Raw genomic sequence first — 3626 nt, forward strand, 5'->3', positions numbered from 1 at the left:
CCGCAGCCGGACGTCCAGGAGGTCCGACGGGAGGGGCGCGGCGAGCCGAAGGAGGCCGAACCCCCAGAGAAGAGCGCCCCCCGCCGCCGAGGCCGCGAGGGGCAGCCACCACCGACGTCGCCCGAGCGCGAGAGCCGGGGCGGCGGCGACCGCTACGGTGAGGAGGCCGAGGCCGTGGGGTCCAATGACGGAAACGGCCTGGAGCGGCGCGTCCGCAAAGCCCCAGGCGGTTCCGACGAGGTTCCAGGGAAAGCCCGTCAGCAGCACGCTGCGGAGCCACTCGGCAGCCGTCCAACCCGCTGCGAGCGCCGCGAGGAGCCCTGCCCCGCCGCGGCGCGCCTCATCCCCCCGGATGGCGGCTCGCGCCGCGGCAACGCCCGCCGCCGGAAAGAGGGCGAGGCAGGCGGCGAGACCGAGCAGCGCAGGGAGGGCAAGCGCGCCGAACCGCTCCGCGTCCACGTCGAACGCCTCAGTGATCCAAGACAAGCCCACGGCGAAGGAACTGAGGCCAAAGAGCCAGCCGAGGGCCAGGGCGCCCCAGACGGTCGGCGTGCGCTCCAGGAGGAGGAGGAGGCCGCCGAAGGCGAGGAACAGCGCGGGGACAAGGTGAAGCGGCGCGAGAGCGAGCGGTAAGACGGCCCCAAGGGCGAGGGCGGCAGCCGCGCGCGCAGCAATCACTGCCCAGGGCCGCCGCGCGAGAGTGACGAGGGCACGCGCCGTGAGCAGGCCGTTTGGCATGTCGTCCGCGGGGCGAGCAGCGGCGCTGTGCTGGGTGGGAGGGTATGGCCGCACGGCGATCAGAGTTCCTCGATCAGGAGCGGCGGCGGCGGGAGCTGTGATTCGAACGACCGGACCGGATCGGCCATAGCCGGCGTCCGCTTAAGGACAATTGCCGGCGCCGCGACGAGGAGCGCGACCACGAGCGCCTGGATAGCGAGGAAGGGCAGCGCGCCCCGGTAGAGGGTGATGGTGTTGAGTGCCTTCGGTGCCACCGTCCTCAGGTTGAGGATCGCGAGGCCAAGGGGGGGATGCATGAAGGACGTCTGAAGGTTGATCGCGAGAAGCACGGTGAGCCAGATCATGTCGATCCCGAGCTGACGCGCGACCGGCACCACAAGGGGCAGCACGATAAAGGCGATCTCGAAGAACTCGATGAAGAAGGCCAGGAAGAAGACGAGGAGGTTCAGCGCGACCACGAAGCCAAGCGCTCCGGCAGGGAGGGACGAGAGGAGCCCATCTACCCATGCTTGGCCGTCGAGGCCCCGGAACACGAGGATGAAGAACGAGGCCCCGAGCAGGAGGAAGATGAGGCCGGAGGTGAGATTGGCGGTCACCTCCATGGCCTGGCGCAGTCCCGTCAGGGTCAGCCTACGCCGCGCGAGGCCGAAGAGAAGGGTCGCGGTCACCCCGACGGCGCCGCCCTCGGTCGGCGCCGCGACGCCAAGGTAGATCGCGGCGAGCACCGTCAGCACGATGACCAGGGGCACTCCTGCGGCCACGCTCGCGTCCAGCCAGGGCCGGACGGCGGGGCCCTCCTCCCCAGATGCCGGCGCGGCCGGCGGCGCGCGTTCCGGCCGCCCGCGCACCGCCAGGAACACATAGGCCATGTAGCCGCCGACGAGGATCGCACTCGGCAGGAGCGCGCCGCGGTAGATATCCGCGAGTGACACCTCCAACTGCTCCGCGAGGACGATGAGGACAAGGCTCGGCGGGATCACCTGGGCAAGCGTGGCGCTTGCCGTCACGACCCCGCTCGCGAGGCGCGGATCGTATCCCGCCCGCAGCATGACGGGCAGCGCAATGAGACCGAGCGCGACCACCGAGGCCGAGACAAAGCCCGTGATGGCCGACAGCACCGCGCCGACGAGGACGGTCGTGTAGGCGAGGCCGCCGGGGAGGCGGCCGAAGAGGCGGTTCAGGGCAACGAACATGTCCTCCGCGATGCCGGTCCGCTCCATCAGCATGCCCATAAGGATGAGCATCGGCACGGCCAGCAGGTTGTCGTTCGCGAAGACGCTGTCCATCCGCAGGATCATGATCTGGAGGAAGGTCACGTCGAAATGGCCTGCGGCCGCCCCGATCAGCCCGAAGGTCGCTGCGACGGCGGCAAGGGCGAAGGCCACGGGGAAGCCGGAGAGCACGGCGAGAACGAGACCGCCGAACATCGCGGGGGCGAGGAGGTCGGACACGGCTGGCCTATTCCGGCAGGAGCCGACGGCGGTGATCGGGGCGGGCCCCGACGCCCGCGATCGACGCGACGCAGCGCACAGCCTCGGCAATGCCCTGGAGGGCAAGCAACCCGAACCCGAGGGGAATGAATCCCTTCATAATCCAGGCCGGGAGGGTGCTTGTGGACTCGCGCGATGCGCGGGTCTCACCCCCGACGAAGGCTTGGGCGAATCCTGGGTAGCTCGACCAAACCGCGGCAAGGCAAAGAGGCAGGAGAACGAGGAGGATGCCGAGGAGGTCGATCCAGGATTGTCCACGCTCGCCCAGACGGCCGGAGAGGGCGTCCATGCGGACATGCAGGTCGCGCTGGAGCGCGTAGGCCGCGGTCAGCAGCACGACGGCGGCGAAGAAGTGCCATTGCAGGTCGAGGGCCGAGGACCAGGCGACGCCGAGGAACTTGCGGCTCAGCGCGTTCGCGGTGATGAGAAGGGCATTGGCGAGAAGCGCCCACCGGGCACCGCGGGCGACAAGGGCAGTGATCCCGTCCAGGGCGTCGGCAAGTTGGAGCGCCCGGCGATAGGCCCGGGTGAGGTGCGCGAAATCCTTCGGCAGGTTGTCATCGTCGCCGCTCATACGGGTCTCGCGAGCGGTAGGGACGGCCGCAGGCTTGGGGCGGCGAGGCGGATTGAATGGCAAGCGATCATCGCACTCCCTCCCGATCTGGCACTGGGGTCGCGCTCGCGGGCGCACCAAGGAACGTGATGCGCAGGATGCCGATCAGGCGTCCGCCGTTCACGGCGAAGAGGATGGCGGCGATGCCAAGATAGACCCAGGCCAGCATCGTGAGCGTGGCGATCGTACGGACTTCGTCGTCCTTGTAGAAAAAGGCGAACGCCACCTGGACCGCGAACAGGCCGGCGAGGGCAAGGGCGGACCAGAGCCCGAGACGTAGGCGTAGCAGCAGCCCAAGGCCAAGGAGCGACTGGGCGGCCGTGAGGAAGAACTCCTCCCCTTGCCGCGCATCGAGCGGCAGTGCCGTCAGCGCGCCCGCTCCGACGCTCATGGCCATCGGCAGCATGCCGACCAGCAGGGTCCACTGGTTGATCTTGTCGCTGATCAATGTCGTGAGGCCGTTCGCCGCGCGTCCGGCGAGCACGAACAGTACTGCGACCGAGATGGCCGGCGCCTCGCTGGCGAGAGGAGCCAGCCACTGAATCAGGAGAAACTCGTTGAGGCCGATAGCCCGCCCGGCTTCCACCATAGCTTCGGCAAAGGGCTCGGCCGCGGCGAGGATCACGGCGCAAGCGACGAGCGCGAGGCCGGCCATGGCGGCCCATTGCCCGGCAGGCGAAAGGGCCTTGAGAGCCGCGGCCGGGCCAGGCTCCTCCTCTTCCAGCTCATCCGCCTGCGGCACATGGCGCACGCGCCAGACATAGAGGCCAAACAGCCCCGAGAGT

Annotated in this window: 3 protein-coding genes and 1 pseudogene; all 4 read right to left on the reverse strand. The window is 69.4% G+C overall.

Annotated features, from left to right (window positions below; all coding sequences use genetic code 11):
* A pseudogene (locus tag D9599_RS30280) lies at positions 1-792 on the reverse strand (hypothetical protein); the annotation flags it as partial.
* A gap of 5 nt (positions 793-797) precedes the next feature.
* Positions 798-2189, reverse strand: a complete 1392-nt coding sequence (locus D9599_RS30285; protein ID WP_198385056.1) for a TRAP transporter large permease subunit — start codon at positions 2187-2189, stop codon at positions 798-800.
* A 7-nt stretch (positions 2190-2196) separates the two neighbouring features.
* Entirely contained in the window at positions 2197-2802 is a 606-nt protein-coding gene (locus tag D9599_RS30290) for a TRAP transporter small permease subunit (protein WP_198385057.1), read from the reverse strand.
* 67 nt (positions 2803-2869) lie between these two features.
* Positions 2870-3626, reverse strand: a 757-nt coding sequence (locus D9599_RS30295) for a hypothetical protein (RefSeq protein ID WP_232481135.1), incomplete at its 5' end; no start/stop codon positions are given.

Source organism: Roseomonas sp. KE2513, assembly GCF_016107305.1.
Taxonomy (GTDB): domain Bacteria; phylum Pseudomonadota; class Alphaproteobacteria; order Acetobacterales; family Acetobacteraceae; genus Roseomonas.

What these genes read in the sequence shown, in the direction of transcription:
- D9599_RS30290 (WP_198385057.1), bottom strand. Translation starts at nt 2,802, where the DNA reads ATGAGCGGCGACGATGACAACCTGCCGAAGGATTTCGCGCACCTCACC.